The organism is Shinella sp. Sh6, assembly GCF_055392685.1.
This window is the reverse complement of record NZ_AP044005.1, coordinates 3,304,110-3,320,492: the sequence shown is the minus strand read 5'-3', so window position 1 is coordinate 3,320,492 and position 16,383 is coordinate 3,304,110. Positions and strand designations below refer to the sequence as shown.

The window sequence follows — 16,383 nt, the reverse complement described above, 5'->3', positions numbered from 1 at the left end:
CGACCATCCATGCCGCGGGTGAGGCGGTGGATCCTCGGGTCAAGCCCGAAGATGACGGAGAGAGAAGGACGTTTCGAGGCATGCCGGCCGCCGGAGCGGCCGGCTCGTTGTCAGGCCTTCTCGCCGAACTGCGTTGCGACGCGGTTGTCGGCGTGGTCGCCCAGCGTCCGTTCCCGCCGGTTGTGGCGGATCGAGGACCAGAGGGAGATGCCGATCAGCGTTGCGCCGCCAAGGCCGGTGATGACCTCGGGGATGTGCACCAGCGTCTGGCAGTACATGACGACCGATAGGATCAGGATCGCATAGAACGCGCCGTGCTCCAGGTAGCGGTATTCGGCGAGCGTGCCCTTGTCGACGAGCATGATCGTCATCGAGCGCACATACATGGCGCCGATGCCGAGGCCGATGGCGATGACGAAGAGGTTCTGCGTCAGCGCGAAGGCGCCGATCACGCCGTCGAAGGAGAAGCTGGCGTCCAGCACCTCCAGGTAGATGAAGGCGCCGAGGCCGCCCTTGGCTGCTTCCGACATCGCTTTCTGCGAGGCGTCAAGCAGGCCGCCGACCACCTCCACCGCAAGGAAGGTGAGGAGGCCGTAGACGGCGGCGTGGACGAAGGTGTTCGACGCTTCGCCCTCCAGGAGGTTCGAGAAGACGAGGATGAGGGCGAGGACGAAGGCGATCTCGATGCCCTTGACGATCGCCGAGCGCGCCATGTGCTTCTCGATGAAGCCGATCCAGTGCACCTCCTTCTCATGGTTGAAGAAGTAGGTGAGGCCGACCATCATCAGGAAGGTGCCGCCGAAGGCGGCGATGGGCAGGTGCGCCTCGTTCATGATGCGCGCATATTCCTGCGGCTCCCGCGCGGCGAGCACGAGGGCATCGACCGGGCCGATGCCGGCCGCGATGACGACGATCAGCAGCGGGAAGACGATGCGCATGCCGAAGACGGCGATGAGGATGCCCCAGGTCAGGAACCGATGCTGCCAGACCGGCGTCATGTCCTTGAGCTTATTGGCGTTCACGATGGCGTTGTCGAAGGAGAGCGAGATCTCCAGCACGGCGAGGACCGTGCAGATGAAGAAGACGGTCGCCATGCCGGACAGCGTTCCGGTCGACTGCCAGCCGAGCCAGGCGCCGAGCGCAAGGCCGATGGCCGTGAAGATGAAGGCCCATTTGAGGTAGGAGAGGGTGGATTTGCCTTCGCCGTTGCCGATCATGACAGCGCCTCCCTGCTGGAGGAGGTAGGCAAGGTGAAATCGCGCATACCACGACGGGCATGCGGGTGAGGCATGGTGAGGATGTTCATGTGCGTTTGAATCCGCCGGCTCATTGCTGGCGGTACCGACATCACGAGAGCGCCGTAAAAACTCTCGCCAGAGGGGCCCGGCACCAGGGTTCACCGCGGCAACCGATGTCAAAGGCCGCGGTGGCCGATGTTTTCACCGAAGTCGCCCTCCGCGTCAAGAGGCAGGGTGCCGCAGCCCGTGCAACGCGGCAGGCGGCTTTCTGTTCCGGTTTTTATGCCGGCGCCCTGTACCAGGCACCCCGTCCGTTCCTATATTCGGCGCACGCTGATTTGCCGGAAAGGACGCACCATGACCGAAACCCGTATCGATCCCGCCCTCGTCGAGTGGAGCGGCCCGGGCGGCCTGCCGCGTTTCGATCTGGTGAAGGACGAGGCCTTTGCGGCCGCCTTCGATGCGGCGCTCGCCGCCCATGAGGCGGAGATCGACGCGATCGCGAACAATCCCGAGGCGCCGACCTTCGAGAACACCGTCGTCGCGCTGGAGATCGCGGGCGACGCGCTGTCGCGCGTCTCGGCCCTCTTCTGGAGCCGGGCCGGCGCCAACACCAACGACACGATCCAGGCGCTGGAGCGCGAGATCGCGCCGAAGATGTCGCGGCATTACTCGAAGATCGGCACCAACGCGGCGCTCTTTGCGCGCATCGATGCGTTGTGGGAGGGCCGTGCGGCGCTGAACCTCTCGCTGGAGCAGACGCGGGTCCTCGAACGGCACTGGAAGGGTTTCGTCAAGTCTGGCGCCAAGCTGGCAAAGCCCGAGCAGGAGCGGCTTTCGGCGATCAACGAGCGGCTCGCCGGGCTCGGCGCGAAATTCGGCCAGAACGTGCTTGCCGACGAGAAGGACTGGGCGCTCTTCCTCGACGAGGGCGAGGCGCTCGACGGCTTGCCGGATTTCCTGAAGGACGCCATGGCGGCCGCCGCTCGCGAGCGCGGTCATGACGGGCGCTATGCCGTGACGCTGTCGCGCTCGATCATCGAGCCGTTCCTGACCTTTTCCGCCCGCCGGGACCTGCGCGAGCAGGCATTCCGCGCCTGGGTGGCGCGCGGGGCGAACGGCGGCGAGACGGACAATCGCGGCATCGTGAAGGAGACGCTGGCGCTGCGTTCGGAAAAGGCCGGGCTGCTCGGCTATGAAAATTTCGCCGCGCTGAAACTCGACAACACCATGGCAAAGACGCCGGAGGCGGTGAACGGGCTCCTGATGCAAGTCTGGGAAAAGGCCGTGGCGCGGGCGCGCGAGGAAGAGGCGGAGCTTGCCGCGCTGATCGCCGAGGAGGGCCGCAACCACGAGGTCATGCCCTGGGACTGGCGCTACTATGCGGAAAAGCTGCGGGCGAAGAAATTCGATTTCTCCGAGGCGGAGCTGAAGCCCTATCTCCAGCTCGAAAAGATCATCGAGGCCTGCTTCGACGTCGCCGAGCGCCTGTTCGGCATCCGCGCGGTCGAGAAGACGGGTGTGCCGGTCTATCATCCCGACGTGCGGGTCTTCGAGATCCGCGACCGGGAGGACAGGCTCGTCGCCATGTTCCTCGGCGATTATTTCGCGCGCGCCTCCAAGCGCTCCGGCGCCTGGATGAGCTCCTACCAGAGCCAGCACCGCCTGCCGCTGCCGAACGGCTCCGTCGGCGAGATCCCGATCGTCTACAATGTCTGCAACTTCGCAAAGCCCGCCGAGGGCAAGCCGGCGCTTCTGTCGCTCGACGATGCGCGCACGCTCTTCCACGAATTCGGCCACGCGCTGCACGGCATGCTGTCCAACGTCACCTATCCGTCCGTTTCCGGCACCGGCGTTTCGCGCGACTTCGTGGAACTGCCCTCGCAGCTCTACGAGCACTGGCTGACGGTGCCGGAGATCCTGACGCGCTATGCGGTGCACGACCGGACGGGCGAGGCGATGCCGCAGGCGCTGCTCGACAAGGTGCTCGCGGCCCGCACATTCAATTCGGGCTTTGCGACGGTGGAGTTCACCTCCTCGGCGCTGGTCGACATGGCGTTCCATACGCAGGGGCCGGTGGACGATCCGATGGCGGTGCAGGTGGAGGTACTCGAAAGGATCGGCCTGCCGCAATCCATCGTCATGCGCCACGCGACGCCGCACTTCCAGCACGTCTTTTCCGGCGACGGCTATTCGGCCGGCTACTATTCCTACATGTGGTCGGAGGTACTGGACGCCGACGCGTTCGCCGCCTTCACGGAGACGGGCGACGCCTTCAACCCGGAAATGGCCGCGCGGCTGAAGACCTATATCTATTCCGTCGGCGGCTCGGTGGACCCGGAGGACGCCTACAAGGCCTTCCGCGGCAAGCTGCCGAGCCCGGCGGCGATGCTGAAGAAGAAGGGCCTGGCGGCCTGAAGGCCGCCGTCCTTCCGCCGAGCCGTGCGCCGGGCTGGCAACAGAGTTGCGGCCCGCCCCTTTCGCATTTGCGCAAAAACATGTATGAGCCCGGCCATTGAAGACGGCGCCCTCGTTTTGCGCGCGCCCCTGAACCTCAGAGATTATACAATGTCTATCCGCAATATCGCGATCATCGCGCACGTCGACCATGGCAAGACCACGCTGGTCGACGAGCTTCTGAAGCAATCCGGCTCGTTCCGTGAAAACCAGCGCGTCGCCGAACGCGTGATGGACTCGAACGACATCGAAAAGGAACGCGGCATCACCATCCTCGCCAAGGCGACCTCGGTCGAGTGGAAGGGTGTCCGCATCAACATCGTCGACACGCCCGGCCACGCCGACTTCGGCGGCGAGGTGGAGCGCATCCTCTCGATGGTGGACGGCGCCATCGTCCTCGTCGACTCGTCGGAAGGCCCGATGCCGCAGACCAAGTTCGTGGTCGGCAAGGCCCTCAAGGTCGGCCTCAAGCCCATCGTCGCCATCAACAAGATCGACCGTCCGGACGGCCGCCACGAGGAAGTGCTGAACGAGGTCTTCGACCTTTTCGCCAATCTCGACGCCACCGACGAGCAGCTCGACTTCCCGATCCTCTACGGTTCGGGCCGCAACGGCTGGATGAACGTCAACCCGGAAGGCCCGCAGGACGAAGGCATGGCGCCGCTGCTCGACCTCGTGCTGAAGCACGTTCCCGAGCCGAAAGTCGCCGAAGGCCCGTTCCGCATGATCGGCACGATCCTCGAAGCCAACCCCTTCCTCGGCCGCATCATCACCGGCCGCATCCATTCCGGCTCGATCAAGCCGAACCAGACCGTCAAGGTCCTCGGTCAGGACGGCCAGCTCATCGAGAACGGCCGTATCTCCAAGATCCTTGCCTTCCGCGGCATCGAGCGCACAGCGATCGAGGAAGCCCATGCGGGCGACATCGTCGCCATCGCCGGCCTCACCAAGGGCACGGTCGCCGACACGTTCTGCGACCCGTCGGTCACGGAAGCCCTCAAGGCCCAGCCGATCGACCCGCCGACCGTCACCATGTCCTTCATCGTCAACGACTCGCCGCTCGCCGGCACGGAAGGCGACAAGGTCACGAGCCGCGTCATCCGTGACCGCCTCTTCAAGGAGGCCGAAGGCAACGTGGCGCTGAAGATCGAAGAATCGGGCGACAAGGATTCGTTCTTCGTCTCCGGCCGCGGCGAACTGCAGCTCGCCGTCCTCATCGAGACCATGCGCCGCGAAGGCTTCGAGCTTGCCGTCTCGCGTCCGCGCGTCGTCATGCACAAGGACGAGGCGACCGGCCAGATGCTGGAGCCGATCGAGGAAGTCGTCATCGACGTCGACGAGGAGCATTCCGGCGTCGTCGTGCAGAAGATGTCCGAGCGCAAGGCCGAGATGGTCGAGCTTCGCCCGTCCGGCGGCAACCGCGTCCGCCTCGTCTTCTTCGCCCCGACCCGCGGCCTCATCGGCTACCAGTCGGAGCTTCTGACGGATACCCGCGGCACGGCGATCATGAACCGCCTGTTCCACGACTACCAGCCCTACAAGGGTGAGATCGGCGGGCGCGTCAACGGCGTGCTGCTCTCCAACGAAGCGGGCGAGGCCGTCGCCTACGCGCTCTTCAACCTGGAAGACCGCGGCCCGATGGTCATCGACGCGGGCGAGAAGGTCTATATGGGCATGATCGTCGGCATCCACACCCGCGACAACGACCTCGAAGTGAACGTGCTCAAGGGCAAGAAGCTCACCAACATCCGCGCCGCCGGCAAGGACGAGGCCGTCCGCCTGACGCCGCCGATCAAGATGACGCTGGAGCGCGCGCTGTCCTGGATCCAGGACGACGAACTCGTCGAGGTGACGCCGAAGTCGATCCGCCTGCGCAAGCTCTATCTCGACCCGAACGACCGCAAGCGATTCGAAAAGCAGCGCGCCGCCAGCGTGGCCTGAGCGCTTCCTTTCCGAAACGATACATGAAAAACCCCGGCCACCGCGCCGGGGTTTTTCATGTGTGTGCCAGTTTTTGCGGCTTGTGACGTTTGTTAAAAAAGCGTTAACTTTTTCCGGTGCCGCCCGGAACTCGCCTGTGGGCAAAGGAAGCCTTCGCCTTTGACGGGATTCCGGTGGAATCGGCACCGGAATATGAGTCGTGTTATGAAGACACTGTCGATCGATGTGCGGCGGGCCGAGCCGCAGGACGCGCGCGCGATATCCGAAACGCACCGGGTGTCGTGGCTGCAGGCCTATGGCGGCCTCATTCCGCACAAGCCGCTCAACCAGATGGTCGACCGTCGCGGCGAGGCCTGGTGGCGCAAGGCGACGCGCGGTTCGGCAACGCTGCTGGTGCTCGACGTCGCCGGCACGGTGGCGGGCTATGCCACGCTCGGCCTCAACCGGGCCCGCGCGCTGCCGCAGGAAGGCGAGATCTACGAGATCTACCTGCGCCCCGAATACCAGGGCATCGGCCTCGGCCGGCTGCTCTTCGGCGAGGCACGGCGGCTGCTGAAGTCGCTCGGCTGCAACGGGCTGATCGTCTGGTGCCTGGAAGACAGCGAGCATGCCTATCGCTTCTTCCGCTCCTCCGGCGGGCGCGACATCGCCGAGGGCATGGAGAATTTCGGCGAAAAGGAACTCAAGAAGATCGGTTTCGTCTGGTCCTAAGGCTCATTCCATCGCGTGCGGCAGGGAGCGCATCGGCTCGCCCGCAAGCTTTCCCCGCGCGCCGTGCCATTGCGGTTCGTTGAGGCCGCAGGCGAAATCCCGGGCGTTCTCGTCCGCTACCTTCCGGGCGAGCGTGTTGGCGTCCCTGTTCTCCAGCGCATCGACATAGCCGACGACGCAGCTCGTCGGGTTTTCTGCCGTTGCGACCGTCGAGACGACGAGGACCTGGCCGTAGCGCGTGTCGGTATCGCTCGTCGTTTCCGGGTCCGACACGAACCAGCGGACGATGGCGGCGAAGGGTACGCCCCCGGCATCGAGCCGCCATTCGACCGTGGCGTTGGAGTGGTTGAACGGGCCGAAGCTCTCGAAGGCCTCGTCGAGCCAGGCCCTGCCGATCGGCCCGTAAGCCTGGCTCTGGCGCAGGTCGCCCTCCTTGAAATAGATCGCAAGGTCCTTGTAGCCGGCGCATTCCAAGGTGACGCTCGCGCCCTCCTCTTCCTGCGAAAGCGTCTTGCAGGCGTCGAGGTCGCGCTCGCTATAGGCGCTTTCATTGGCCTTGCCGGCTGTCGCCGCGGCAGCGGCGATCAGGAGGGCGAGAAAGAAGGACATCGGCTTCATCGGGGCTTCCTCCGGTCTTTCGGAAACGGGGCGCGGCGGCGGTCTATTCGGCCTCGGCCTAAAGTCATGTTGCGCTGCAACGGGATTCGCATTAGGAAGCCCGCAATCAACCGCACTTCAGGAGCCCCCATGCGTATCGATGCGATTTCCGTTGGCAAGAACCCGCCGGACGACGTGAACGTCATTGTCGAGGTGCCGGTCGGCGGCCAGCCGATCAAGTATGAGATGGACAAGGAAGCCGGCGCGCTCGTCGTCGACCGCTTCCTTTATACGCCGATGACCTATCCGGGCAATTACGGCTTCGTGCCGCACACGCTCTCGGAAGACGGCGACCCGATCGACGTCCTCATCGCCAACACCCGCCCGCTCGTTCCGGGCTGCGTGATCAACGTGCGCCCGATCGGCGTTCTCGTGATGGAAGACGACGGCGGCAAGGACGAGAAGATCATCGCCGTGCCGGTGCCGAAGCTGACGCGCCGCTACGACAAGGTCGAGAACTACACCGACCTGCCGGAAATCACGCTCAAGCAGATCGAGCACTTCTTCTCGCACTACAAGGATCTGGAGCCCGGCAAGTGGGTGAAGATCGCCGGCTGGCAGGACGTTACCGTCGCCAAGAGGATGATCGTCGAAGCCGTCGATCGCTACAAGGCATCGAAGTAAGCATTATCCGCCTGAAATGACAAAACCCTCCGGCCCGCTCGGTCCGGAGGGTTTTTCTTTGGGATCGCGCGGGTGATCAGAGGATCGCGGGCGCGAGGACCGTGCGGATGACCTGTTCGAGGAAGAACAGGATGACGAGCACGACGAGCGGCGACAGGTCGACGCCGCCGAAATTCGGCAGCACGCGGCGGATCGGGCGATAGACCGGCTCGGTCAGCTGGTAGAGCGAGCGGCCGATGGTGGCGATCACCTGATTGTTCGCGTTGATGACATTGAAGGCGTAGAGCCAGGAGAAGATCGCCGAAGCGATCACCAGGAACCACGCGATGTTGATGATGAACAATAGGGTGTTGATGACCGCTATCATTGGCGTCTCCGATTGGTTTTCGTGCTGACATGTAGCCATTGCCGGCCCGGCCAGCAAGGCCGCAGCCGGGGCGGGGCGGCAACATGTTTAACGACGGGGGCGATTTTGCCCTTCAGCCCGCGTGGAAGATGCGGTCGAGGAAGGCCGTCATCCAGAGCCGGAGCGCCGCATCGTGCAGGAGGCGGCCGTCGAGATGGGCGCGGCCGACCTGTGCGCCCGGCAGCTCGAAGCGGTGTGCGCCTCGCACGACCCAGCGGTGCATCATGGCGAGCGTCAGTTCGCCGTGGAACTGGATGCCCCAGGCATTCTCGCCGTAGCGGAAGGCCTGGTTCTCGTAGTGCTGGCCGGTGGCGAGCAGCGTCGCGTCCCCCGGCAGGTCGAAGCCCTCGCGGTGGAACTGGTAGACCATGTCCGGCCAGGCCATGAGGGCTGCGCCCGCCTCCGTCGCCTTCAGCGGATACCAGCCGATCTCCGCCCAGCCCTCCTCGTGGCTGCGCACCGTGCCGCCGAGATGGCGCACGAGCATCTGCGCGCCGAGGCAGATGCCGAGGAAGGGGCGGTTCTCCTTCAGCGGCAGGGAAAGCCAGTCGATCTCCCGGCGCACATAGGGCTCGGTGTCGTTGGCGCTCATCGGCCCGCCGAAGACGACGGCGCCGGCATGGTGTTCCAGCGTTTCCGGCAGCGGGTCGCCGAGCACCGGGCGGCGGATGTCCAGCGTGTGGCCCATCGCCTGGAGGATGTGGCCGACGCGCCCGGGGCTGGAGGTTTCCTGGTGCAGGACGATGAGGACGGGCCGTCTGCGATGTGCCTTGCGCGGAAAATCAAGCATGGCTCAACCGTCCTTCGGCGGCTCCTGCCCGGCCGCCGCGCCGATGCGTCCGGCCACTTCCTGCCGTTTCATGATGCGTTCGCGGCCCGACACGCCGAGAAGGTCGGCGATGCGCCAGATGGCGTGATCCTCCATTTCGCTGCGGTCGCCGTCCGCATAGACGATCTCCCAGAGAAGGCCGATGAGGCCGATGCGCTGCTCCTCCGTGAGCTGGCGCTTCAGCTCCGAGGTGAAGCGGAAGAAATCGATCGCCTCGCTCTCGGCGTCGCTGCCGGCCGCGACGAGCGCGTCCAGTTCCGCCTCGTCCACGCCGCCGTAGAATTCGCGGAAGCTGGTGCGCAGCGCCTGCTTCTCCACGTCCAGCACCTTGCCGTCCGCCTCCATCACCTGGATGCAGAGCGCCATGACGGCAACGCGCGGATCATCGGCGGCGAAGACGGGCTTGTCGTCGCCGGAAAGGCTCGCCAGGAAATGCTGCAAGCGTTCGAACATCGGTGATGCGCCCCGTCCCTTGAGGTTCTCAGAACAATTTGAAGCTGCTCGTATCGTCCCGCCGGACGGCGCCGGCCTTGACGCCCGGATCGTCCGGCAGGCCGTAGAAGGGGCGTTCCTCTTCCTCGCTTCCCGCCGGGACGGCATCCGCCTTCTGCGGCGTTTCGGCCTTTGCCGGGACGGGCTCGGCAACGGCCGTAACGACGACCGGCGGCTCGGCCTTGACGGTCTCGGCCTTCTCCGCCTTCACGGCGGGCCGCGTCTCGATGGCGATGGGCGGCAGGGTGCGGATGGCCTCGTCCACCGTATTGGCGGAGCCTTCCTCGATCGGCCCCTGCAACTCGCTGACCGGCGTCTTCCATTCGAAGGCGTCGAGCCGGCCGGTGACGGGCGAGACGGCGCGCCATTCCGGTGACGTGATACCGTCGGCGGTCCAGGCGGGATCGCGCGGGGCCTTCAGCGCCTGGTTCATCCAGTGGCGGATGCGGCCCTGGTCGCCCGTCTCGGCGTCCTCGATGTCGGCGAGCAGCAGGAAGGCGCTTTCGCGCGGGGCAAGGCGCGCGGCGGCCTCCGCCTTGGCGCGGGCAAGGGTAAAGTCGCGCGTCTCCAGCGCGGCCTCGGCAACGGCATAGAGCGCCTCGGCATTGTTGGGGCGCATCGCCTCCAGCTTCTCCGCCCGCTTCAGGCGGTCGGCGGCCGAATCGCCGCTGCGGGCGCGCACGTAGAGCCGCGCCACGTCGCCATGGGCCGTCGCCTTCCAGAGCCTTTCGAGAATGGAGGCGGCCTTGCGAAGGTTGTCCTCGCGCAGATACGCCTTCGCCTCGATGAGGCCGGCCGGCACGAAATTCTCGTCGAGCTTCAGGGCCTGATGTGCATCCTCGCGTGCGCCCTTCGGGTCGGCGTCGAGCTTTTCGGCGGCGCGGGCGGTGAGCAGCACGGCCTTGCGGCGGGCATAGGCCTTCTTCTCCTCCGTTGAGCCGGAACGGCCGTCGCCGAGAAGCTTCAAGGCCTCGTCCCAGTCGCCGGCCTCGGAGCGGTATTCGAGCGCGGCTTCCGTCGCCCAGGGGAGCTGCGGGGCCTTTTCGGCGGCGCGCTCGGCATATTGCCGGGCGGCTTCGTTGGCGCCGAGACGGCGGGCCTCGAGATAGAGGCCGCGCAGGCCGAGCTCCCGCGTCTCCGGGTCGTCGGCCATCAGCTCGAATTTCTTGCGCGCGTCGTCGTAGCGGCCCTCGATCATCGCGGCCTGCGCTTCGAGGAGGTGGATGAGCGGTTCCTGGTCGGCGCTGAGAAGCCCCCTGGTGCGGCCGAGCATCTTTCTTGCGCCGGCGGCGTCACCGGCGCCGGCGGCGATGAGGCCGGTGGAGAGCGCCTGATAGCCGCGGTCGCGCTTGCGGGCGCGGAAATAGCGCTGGATCGAATGCGGCGAGGTCCAGATCACGCGGACCAGCCACCAGCAGAGCATGATGGCGATGATGAGCGAGACGATGAGCGTCGCGGCCACCATCAGGCTCATGTCGGCGCGCTGGCCCTGCCAGATGATGGAGAGTTCGCCGGGCCGGTCTGCCAGCCAGGCAAAGCCCCCGGCGAGGGCAAGGACGAAGAGCGCGAAGACCAGAATGCGTATCATGAAGCCTTCTCCTCAGCCCTGCCTTGCGGCATTCGTCATGGCGCCGGAAACCGCGGCGCCCACCAGCTCTTCCACGCGAACGCGCGCGTCGAGCTTGTTCTTGTAGTCCGCGGCAGCGGCCTTGCCCTTTTCCGGCAGCGCCTGCCATTCGATGGCGGCACCCTTGAAATCGCCGTTCTGCAGCTTGTTCTCGATGCGGGCGACGATCGCCTCGGGCGTGTCGCCCTCGATGCTGCCGACCGGGCGCACGCGGATCGCAGAGGCGGCGCTCGCCATCAGCCGGTTGATGATGCCCTGGTCGCCTTCCGGCTGATGCACGGCATCGAGGATATTGTCGGCCGCGCCGTCGAAATCGCGCACGAGATCGGAACGGGACGGCACGCCCACGGCGGCATGCTCGCGAAGGCCCGCCACGGAAGGATCGTCCGGCGCGACGCTGGCGAAGGCCTCCAGCTCGGCAAGATAGGGACCGCCGCGGTCGATGGCGGTCTTCAAGGCGCTCGCGGCAACGGCCCGGGCCATGGAAACGTCGCTCGGCGCCTCAAGCTTTTCCTCGGCGGCGGCGATGCGCTCGGTCAGCTCGCTTTCCGTGCTGGTGACGGCATCGTTCGTGCGGGCGACGGCCTCGCGCAGCGCGGCAAGCTCGGTCGTCAGCCGGGTGACGTCGGCTTCCAGCTTTTCGGAGGCTTCGGACGGGGCCGCGTCCTTCGCGCTTCCCGCGGCCTGTTCCAGGGCGGCAAGGCGCGTTTCGATGGGTTGGAGGTCGACCGGACCCGCCTGATCGGAGAGGCGCGTCTTCAGGGCCGCGACCTCGTTGGAAAGGGCGGTTACAGCGCTATCGTCGCCGGCCCGCTCGGGGCCGAGTGCGGGGAGATAGCCGCCATATTGCAGGCTGCCGGCGCCGAGAAGGGCGATCAGGCCGCCGAGGATGCCGGCGGCCAGCGGGCCGGCATTGCCGCCGCGCTGCGCGGGCGGTGGTGTCTCGGCGCGGGTCGGCTCCTCGTAGGCCGGGCGGGCGGGTTCCAGCGGTTCCTGCTTTTCCTCGACAGGTTCCTCGGGCGTTTCCGCGGCGGCGGTTTCGGCGGCGGGCGTTTCCGCGGCCTCGGTTTCCGGCACGGCTTCCCCGGCGGCGAGCGCCTCGTTGCTGGCGGAGGGCGGAACGGCTTCGAGGTCGATCGTCACGGGCTCTTCGCCGGCCTTCTTTCGACGGGACGGGGTTTCCGGTTCCATGGCGACCTCCTCGCGTTCATGTGCATTGCATTAAACGTAGACAGGGATGGCAGAGAGGGAAAGACCCTTGCGGCAAATTCCTCCGCCGGGACTTGCGCTTAGAGAAGGGCAAGCAGGCTTTCCTCGTCGGGAGCGGCGGCAATGGCGGCCCGTGCCGTAAAGGATTCCGGCACGGCGGCTGCGACATTCGCACTCATGCACAGGAGGCGCATCGCAAGAAAGCGCTCCGGCGCTTCGGCAAGCGGGGCGAGGGCAAAGAAGGCGCGAGCGCTTTCGCGCGAATAGAGGAGCACGGTATCCGGCACGGGCGCAAGAAGCGCCGCCTCGATCTCGGCCGGCGAGGGGGCGAGCGGCACCATGCGGTAGGCCTCGACGGTGCGGAAGGGAATGCTTGCCTCTTTCATGCGGTGCTCGAAGCCCGGCGCGCGCGGAGAGCCGGCAAGATAGAGGATCGCGCCGTCCGGGCGGGTATGGGCGAGAATGGTTTCGGCAAGGCTTTCCCCATCGCCGCCGCCCGCGACAACGGTGCGGAAACCGGCGCGGCGGGCAGCTTCTGCCGAAGCCTCGCCAACGGCGAAGAGGGGGGTCTGTCGGTGCGGCGCAAGGTTCTCACCGATCCCGGCGAGGAGGCGGGCGGCCTCCGCGCTGGTGATGGCGATGGCCGCATGGGGCTTCGTGAGCGCGGCTTTCACCGCCGCGACGTCGTGTTCGGCCTTCGACAAGGAAAGGCGCACGGCCTCGTGTCCGAGCGCGGCGAGCTTTCCGGCGGTGCGGGTCGCCGCGGGCTCGGGGCGGAGGACGAGGACGCGCATGGGTCAGCCCCAGCTTGCGAAGAAATCCGCTCCGGCTCTGGCGCGGATCGCCGCGCCGGCCTCTTCGCCGAGCGCTGCGGCGTTTGCGGCCGGGCCGCTCGCCTCGATCTCGTGGAAGCGGCTGCCGTCCGGCGTCAGGATCATGCCGCGGAAGGAGAGGTGATCGCCCTCGACGGTCGCGTAACCGGCGATGGGCGTTCGACAGGAGCCGTCGAGCGTGGCGAGGAAGCCGCGTTCGCAGGAGACGGCGGCGCGGGTCGCGCGGTCGTCGATGGCCGACAGAAGGGCATCCATGCGCGCGTCGCCGACGCGGCTCTCGATACAGATCGCCCCCTGCGCCGGCGCGGGCGGGAAGATGGCGGGATCGAGGATCTCCGTCGGCACGTCCTCCTTGCCGAGGCGTTTCAGGCCGGCATAGGCGAGCAGCGTCGCGTCCGCCTGGCCTTCGGCGAGCTTGCCGAGGCGGGTATCGACCTGGCCGCGGAAGACGATGACGTTGAGATCCGGCCGAAGCCGGCGGATAAGCGCCTGGCGGCGCAATGAGGCCGAGCCGACCGTCGCGCCTTCCGGCAGGTCGAGGAGGCGCTTTGCGGTGCGGCCGATGAAGGCGTCGCGCACGTCCTCGCGCGGCAGGAAGGCGGAGAGGTAGAGGCCCTCCGGCAGCTTCGTCGGCATGTCCTTGGAGGAATGCACGGCGAAATCGAGTTCGCCGGAGGAAAGCTGCGCCTCGATTTCCTCGGTGAACAGGCCCTTGCCGCCGATCAGCGCCAGCGAGCGGTCGGTGATGCGGTCGCCCTTGGTCGACAGCACGACGATCTCGAACATATCCTCCGGCAGGCCGTGCGCCGCCATCAGGCGCGCGCGGGTCTCGTGGGCCTGGGCGAGCGCCAGCGGGCTGCCGCGCGTGCCGATCCTGAAAGGTTTTGTTTGCATCCGCCCTGATCCATTGTTACCGGGATGTCTCGTAACCGGCTTTACGGCCGCCCGCAATCGATCCAAGTGCTTCATGTCGCCTCACCTGACCATTCTCGGCATCGAAACGAGCTGCGACGAGACCGCCGCCTCCGTCGTTTCGCGCAATGCCGAGGGCCGGGGCGAGATCCTCGGCGAGGTGGTCCTGAGCCAGCTCGAGGAGCACAGCGCCTATGGCGGCGTGGTGCCGGAGATCGCCGCCCGCGCCCATGTCGAGGCGCTGGACAGCCTGATTTCCGAGGCGCTCCTGCGCGCGGGGAAATCGCTCGAGGACATTGACGCGATCGCCGCGACGAGCGGGCCGGGGCTGATCGGCGGGCTCATCGTCGGGCTGATGACCGGCAAGGCCATTGCGCGGGCGACCGGCAAGCCGCTCTATGCCGTCAATCATCTCGAAGGCCATGCGCTGACGGCGCGGCTGACGGACGGGCTCTCCTTCCCCTATCTCATGCTGCTCGTCTCCGGCGGCCATACCCAGCTCGTTCTGGTGCGCGGCGTCGACGATTACGAGCGCTGGGGCACGACCATCGACGATGCGCTCGGCGAAGCCTTCGACAAGACGGCAAAGCTCCTCGGCCTGCCCTATCCCGGCGGGCCGGCGGTCGAGCGCATGGCGAAGGCGGGCAATCCCGAACGCTTCACCTTCCCGCGCCCGCTCGTCGGCGAGGCGCGGCTCGATTTCTCCTTTTCCGGCCTCAAGACCGCGGTGCGGCAGGCCGCGCAGTCCATCGAGCCGGTAACGGAGCAGGATATCGCCGACATCTGTGCCTCCTTCCAGCGTGCCGTCTCGCGCACGATGAAGGACCGCATCGGCCGCGGGCTGGAGCGGTTCAGAGCTCTCTATCCAAATATCGAAGCGCCGGCACTCGTCGTTGCCGGCGGCGTGGCGGCGAATGCCGAGCTGCGCTCGACGCTGCAGGCGCTCTGCGACAAGAACCGTTTCCGCTTCGTCGCGCCGCCGCTCGCGCTCTGCACGGACAATGCCTCGATGATCGCCTGGGCCGGGCTGGAGCGCATGGCGGCCGGCTTTGCGCCGGACGACCTTGCCGTGGCGCCGCGCTCGCGCTGGCCGCTCGACCGCGAGGCGGCGACGCTCCTCGGATCGGGCAAGCGGGGGGCCAAGGCATGACGGTCAGTTCGCGGATCGCCGTCGTCGGCGCGGGTGCGTTCGGAACGGCGCTGGCAAGCGTCGCGGCCGCCAGCGGCGGTAACGTCACGCTGATCGGCCGCAATGCCGACGTCGTCGAAACCCTGCGGGCGACGCGGCGCAACGAGAAGGTCCTGCCCGGCATCGACCTGCCGCAAACGCTTGCCTACAGCGCCGATGCGGAAGCGGTGCGGGGCGCCGGCATCGTGCTCTTCGCCATGCCCTCGCAGGCACAGCGCATGGCCGCGCGCAGCCTCGCGCCGCTGCTGGCGCCGGGCACGGCGGTGGTGATCTGCGCCAAGGGCATGGAAAAGGAAAGCGGCCGCCTGCTGACGGACGTGCTGGAGGAGGAATTGCCCGGCCGCGAGATCGCCGTGCTCTCCGGCCCCGGCTTTGCCGCCGATATCGCCAAGGGCCTGCCGACGGCGATGGTGATCGCCGCGCGCACGGCAGAGATCGGCGCGGCCCTGGCGCAGGCGCTGTCCGGCCCGACCTTCCGGCTTTATCCCTCGACGGACCGGATCGGCGTGCAGCTCGGCGGCGCGCTGAAGAACGTGCTGGCGATCGCCTGCGGCATCATCGAGGGCGCACGGCTCGGCGATTCGGCGCGCGCGGCGCTCATCTCGCGCGGGCTTGCGGAGCTGTCGCGCTTCATCGCCGCCCATGGCGGCGACGGGGCGACGGTGACGGGGCTTTCCGGCCTCGGCGACCTTGTTCTCACCGGCACGAGCCACCAGTCGCGCAACCTGCGCTTCGGCATCGCGCTTGGCCGGGAAGGCGATGCGCGCGGCTGGTCGGGCGACCTTGTCGAAGGCGCCTTCGCCGCCTCGGTCGCTTCCACCGTCGCCGCGCAGAAGGGCATCGACATGCCGATCACCGATGCCGTCGCCCGCATCATCGACGGCACGCTCGACGTGAAGACCGCCATCGGGCAGCTTATGACGCGCCCGATCACCCAGGAATGACGGAAGGAAAGGATCGTCCCATGCATTTCGCTTTCATCTGCCAGGACAAGCCCGGCGCGCTCCAGATACGCCTCGACACCCGCCCGGAGCATCTCGCCTACCTCAATGCGCTCAATACGGACGGCAAGCTCGGCTTTGCCGGCCCCTTCCTCGACGGTGACGGCAAGTCGGTCGGCAGCCTCGTCGTGGTCGAGGCCGAGACGATCGAGGAGGCGCGGCAGATCGCCGGGAACGATCCCTATGCCAAGGCCGGCCTTTTCGCGAACGTCGAGGTGAGGGCCTGGAACTGGGTCTTCAACAAGCCGGAGGCCTGA

At 66.9% G+C, this 16,383-nt stretch carries 16 protein-coding genes; 7 read left to right on the top strand and 9 right to left on the bottom strand.

Annotated elements, in window-relative coordinates; genetic code table 11:
* Nucleotides 1–110: 110 nt before the first annotated feature.
* Nucleotides 111–1,217 (bottom strand): DUF475 domain-containing protein, encoded by a 1,107-nt coding sequence (locus ACZ5TO_RS15905; protein ID WP_464798790.1) that lies wholly within the window; start codon nt 1,215–1,217, stop codon nt 111–113.
* Between the two features lie 378 nt (nt 1,218–1,595).
* On the opposite strand from ACZ5TO_RS15905, the gene ACZ5TO_RS15900 reads away from it, so the two are divergent.
* From ACZ5TO_RS15900 to ACZ5TO_RS15890, 3 genes are all read left to right on the top strand, one after another.
* A complete protein-coding gene (locus tag ACZ5TO_RS15900) occupies nt 1,596–3,656 on the top strand; it encodes a M3 family metallopeptidase (protein ID WP_464798789.1) in 2,061 nt (686 codons plus the stop codon).
* 150 nt (nt 3,657–3,806) lie between these two features.
* Complete coding sequence (gene typA, locus ACZ5TO_RS15895) at nt 3,807–5,636, top strand: translational GTPase TypA (protein ID WP_184146351.1); 1,830 nt, start codon at nt 3,807–3,809, stop codon at nt 5,634–5,636.
* 204 nt (nt 5,637–5,840) lie between these two features.
* A complete protein-coding gene (locus ACZ5TO_RS15890) occupies nt 5,841–6,347 on the top strand; it encodes a GNAT family N-acetyltransferase (RefSeq protein WP_184146353.1) in 507 nt (168 codons plus the stop codon).
* Between the two features lie 3 nt (nt 6,348–6,350).
* Here the strand turns inward: ACZ5TO_RS15890 and ACZ5TO_RS15885 are convergent, their stop codons facing one another.
* Nucleotides 6,351–6,965, bottom strand: a complete 615-nt coding sequence (locus tag ACZ5TO_RS15885) for a hypothetical protein (protein ID WP_464798788.1) — start codon at nt 6,963–6,965, stop codon at nt 6,351–6,353.
* Nucleotides 6,966–7,094: 129 nt separating this feature from the next.
* Here ACZ5TO_RS15885 and ppa point away from each other — a divergent pair, with 129 nt between their 5' ends.
* Nucleotides 7,095–7,628 carry an inorganic diphosphatase gene (ppa, locus tag ACZ5TO_RS15880; RefSeq protein ID WP_184146357.1) on the top strand — a complete coding sequence of 178 codons (534 nt, stop codon included), beginning with the start codon at nt 7,095–7,097 and terminating at the stop codon, nt 7,626–7,628.
* A gap of 76 nt (nt 7,629–7,704) precedes the next feature.
* Here ppa and ACZ5TO_RS15875 read toward each other — a convergent pair whose 3' ends face one another.
* From ACZ5TO_RS15875 to hemC, 7 genes are all read right to left on the bottom strand, one after another.
* Nucleotides 7,705–7,995 (bottom strand): YggT family protein, encoded by a 291-nt coding sequence (locus ACZ5TO_RS15875; RefSeq protein ID WP_184146358.1) that lies wholly within the window; start codon nt 7,993–7,995, stop codon nt 7,705–7,707.
* 112 nt (nt 7,996–8,107) lie between these two features.
* A complete protein-coding gene (locus tag ACZ5TO_RS15870; protein WP_464798787.1) occupies nt 8,108–8,824 on the bottom strand; it encodes a glutamine amidotransferase in 717 nt (238 codons plus the stop codon).
* 3 nt (nt 8,825–8,827) lie between these two features.
* Nucleotides 8,828–9,316 (bottom strand): tellurite resistance TerB family protein, encoded by a 489-nt coding sequence (locus ACZ5TO_RS15865; RefSeq protein ID WP_464798786.1) that lies wholly within the window; start codon nt 9,314–9,316, stop codon nt 8,828–8,830.
* A 28-nt stretch (nt 9,317–9,344) separates the two neighbouring features.
* Complete coding sequence (locus ACZ5TO_RS15860) at nt 9,345–10,943, bottom strand: heme biosynthesis HemY N-terminal domain-containing protein (RefSeq protein ID WP_464798785.1); 1,599 nt, start codon at nt 10,941–10,943, stop codon at nt 9,345–9,347.
* Nucleotides 10,944–10,955: 12 nt separating this feature from the next.
* Nucleotides 10,956–12,173, bottom strand: coding sequence for a COG4223 family protein (locus tag ACZ5TO_RS15855; protein ID WP_464798784.1), 1,218 nt, complete (start codon nt 12,171–12,173; stop codon nt 10,956–10,958).
* Nucleotides 12,174–12,271: 98 nt separating this feature from the next.
* On the bottom strand, nt 12,272–12,985 hold the full coding sequence (locus tag ACZ5TO_RS15850; RefSeq protein ID WP_464798783.1) for a uroporphyrinogen-III synthase: 714 nt from the start codon (nt 12,983–12,985) through the stop codon (nt 12,272–12,274).
* Between the two features lie 3 nt (nt 12,986–12,988).
* Complete coding sequence (gene hemC / locus ACZ5TO_RS15845; protein WP_464798782.1) at nt 12,989–13,918, bottom strand: hydroxymethylbilane synthase; 930 nt, start codon at nt 13,916–13,918, stop codon at nt 12,989–12,991.
* 73 nt (nt 13,919–13,991) lie between these two features.
* Here hemC and tsaD point away from each other — a divergent pair, with 73 nt between their 5' ends.
* The 3 genes from tsaD to ACZ5TO_RS15830 are packed head-to-tail and all read left to right on the top strand — an operon-like array spanning nt 13,992 to nt 16,383.
* The gene (gene tsaD / locus ACZ5TO_RS15840) at nt 13,992–15,086 is read left to right on the top strand and encodes a tRNA (adenosine(37)-N6)-threonylcarbamoyltransferase complex transferase subunit TsaD (RefSeq protein ID WP_464798781.1); all 1,095 of its coding nucleotides are present in this window, start codon (nt 13,992–13,994) and stop codon (nt 15,084–15,086) included.
* Nucleotides 15,083–16,069 carry an NAD(P)H-dependent glycerol-3-phosphate dehydrogenase gene (locus tag ACZ5TO_RS15835; RefSeq protein ID WP_464798780.1) on the top strand — a complete coding sequence of 329 codons (987 nt, stop codon included), beginning with the start codon at nt 15,083–15,085 and terminating at the stop codon, nt 16,067–16,069. Before tsaD ends, ACZ5TO_RS15835 begins: the two co-directional genes overlap by 4 nt.
* 20 nt (nt 16,070–16,089) lie before the next feature.
* Entirely contained in the window at nt 16,090–16,383 is a 294-nt protein-coding gene (locus ACZ5TO_RS15830) for a YciI-like protein (RefSeq protein ID WP_464798779.1), read from the top strand.

Coding starts and splice junctions, on each gene's coding strand:
- ACZ5TO_RS15855 (WP_464798784.1), bottom strand. CDS start 12,173: ATGGAACCGGAAACCCCGTCCCGTCGAAAGAAGGCCGGCGAAGAGCCC.
- hemC (WP_464798782.1), bottom strand. CDS start 13,918: ATGCAAACAAAACCTTTCAGGATCGGCACGCGCGGCAGCCCGCTGGCG.
- ACZ5TO_RS15865 (WP_464798786.1), bottom strand. CDS start 9,316: ATGTTCGAACGCTTGCAGCATTTCCTGGCGAGCCTTTCCGGCGACGAC.
- ACZ5TO_RS15830 (WP_464798779.1), top strand. CDS start 16,090: ATGCATTTCGCTTTCATCTGCCAGGACAAGCCCGGCGCGCTCCAGATA.
- ACZ5TO_RS15890 (WP_184146353.1), top strand. CDS start 5,841: ATGAAGACACTGTCGATCGATGTGCGGCGGGCCGAGCCGCAGGACGCG.
- ACZ5TO_RS15875 (WP_184146358.1), bottom strand. CDS start 7,995: ATGATAGCGGTCATCAACACCCTATTGTTCATCATCAACATCGCGTGG.
- ACZ5TO_RS15860 (WP_464798785.1), bottom strand. CDS start 10,943: ATGATACGCATTCTGGTCTTCGCGCTCTTCGTCCTTGCCCTCGCCGGG.
- ACZ5TO_RS15835 (WP_464798780.1), top strand. CDS start 15,083: ATGACGGTCAGTTCGCGGATCGCCGTCGTCGGCGCGGGTGCGTTCGGA.
- tsaD (WP_464798781.1), top strand. CDS start 13,992: ATGTCGCCTCACCTGACCATTCTCGGCATCGAAACGAGCTGCGACGAG.
- ACZ5TO_RS15905 (WP_464798790.1), bottom strand. CDS start 1,217: ATGATCGGCAACGGCGAAGGCAAATCCACCCTCTCCTACCTCAAATGG.
- ACZ5TO_RS15885 (WP_464798788.1), bottom strand. CDS start 6,965: ATGAAGCCGATGTCCTTCTTTCTCGCCCTCCTGATCGCCGCTGCCGCG.
- ppa (WP_184146357.1), top strand. CDS start 7,095: ATGCGTATCGATGCGATTTCCGTTGGCAAGAACCCGCCGGACGACGTG.
- ACZ5TO_RS15870 (WP_464798787.1), bottom strand. CDS start 8,824: ATGCTTGATTTTCCGCGCAAGGCACATCGCAGACGGCCCGTCCTCATC.
- ACZ5TO_RS15850 (WP_464798783.1), bottom strand. CDS start 12,985: ATGCGCGTCCTCGTCCTCCGCCCCGAGCCCGCGGCGACCCGCACCGCC.
- typA (WP_184146351.1), top strand. CDS start 3,807: ATGTCTATCCGCAATATCGCGATCATCGCGCACGTCGACCATGGCAAG.
- ACZ5TO_RS15900 (WP_464798789.1), top strand. CDS start 1,596: ATGACCGAAACCCGTATCGATCCCGCCCTCGTCGAGTGGAGCGGCCCG.